This window comes from Bacillus songklensis, from assembly GCF_042649685.1.
GTDB classification, from domain to species: Bacteria; Bacillota; Bacilli; order Bacillales; family Bacillaceae_H; genus Bacillus_BA; species Bacillus_BA songklensis.
On sequence record NZ_JBHRZT010000049.1, the window covers coordinates 1 to 1,044 of the forward strand.

At 39.1% G+C, this 1,044-nt stretch carries 2 protein-coding genes and 1 pseudogene; 2 read left to right on the forward strand and 1 reads right to left on the reverse strand.

Annotated features, from left to right (window positions below; all coding sequences use genetic code 11):
* A partial coding sequence (locus ACFOU2_RS11235) for a transposase (RefSeq protein ID WP_377915129.1) occupies nt 1-132 on the forward strand: 132 nt, incomplete at its 5' end.
* Between the two features lie 42 nt (nt 133-174).
* A pseudogene (locus ACFOU2_RS11240) lies at nt 175-318 on the forward strand (nitric oxide dioxygenase); the annotation flags it as partial.
* A 400-nt stretch (nt 319-718) separates the two neighbouring features.
* Here ACFOU2_RS11240 and ACFOU2_RS11245 read toward each other — a convergent pair.
* The coding region (locus tag ACFOU2_RS11245; RefSeq protein ID WP_377915127.1) for a DJ-1/PfpI family protein at nt 719-1,044 on the reverse strand (326 nt) is incomplete at its 5' end.

Genomic DNA, 1,044 nt, shown 5'->3' on the forward strand with positions numbered 1-1,044 from the left:
TATTCCAGTGAATCCAGCCGTTGGCAGGGTTCCATCACGAAGATTGGAAATGCCCAGATTCGCCGTGTCCTTTGTGAATCCGCCTGGTCATACCGCCACACACCTTCTGTAAAAGGAGATTTACTGAAATGACAGGATTCAATTAGACTTCGGCGGTAACAAACCAGTTCACGCAGTAAAGAGGCTCAGTTTTATTTTTGCGGTCCTGTCCCTTTTATGAAAGCTGTCAATAACGCTTTAAAACAATGGGGCGTTCCACTGGAGAATATTTTCTACGAGTTCTTTGGATCGTTTGGGGACTTGGAAAGCGATGTGTGATTGTTACGGCTTATTATTTAGTCACTATCAGAACCCTTCAGGAGATTAGGAACGAAAAATTTTGGTTTGGCTTAGAAATTTTTTGGTTTAATTTCTATGCTTTTATAGAGAGAGAAATATAGGGAAATTCGATACAACTTGTAAGATGTCTCACCAACCTACTTATAATCTTAACTAGGTTTGTAAGAGAAGGAATGGTGGTACAGGCACGTAGAATATAAAGGGTGTTACTTTGGATAGAACCGTTAAAATACCTTGAAGGTTGACTATAATCCTGCGTTTAAAGAAAGATTGATACTTTAAATAGAAAAGTTTATTGATATATCTTTCTGCAACATATCTATTTATAAAAGTTTTGTACTTTAAAAATCCGTGAGGAATTCCCTCACGGATTTTCTGCTTAACCATTCAACTTCTTAATAAATTCCTTCATCATCATAGGAACATCAGGCCAAGCATGACCAGAAACTAAATTACCTTCAACGTGAAGGGGTTCAGAGATATACTTCGCACCCATGCCTTCTACATCTGGCCGGCATGCTGTGTAGGCGGTTAATTCTCTACCTTTCAGTTTTTCGCTTAATGTGGTAAAGATTAGACTCCCATGGCAGACAACCGCAATTGGTTTGTTTGTCTCAAAAAAATGAGTAACAATACCAGGAAGGTGTTCATTTAAGCGGATATACTCTGGAGCACGGCCACCTGGGATAATTAACCCGTCATAAT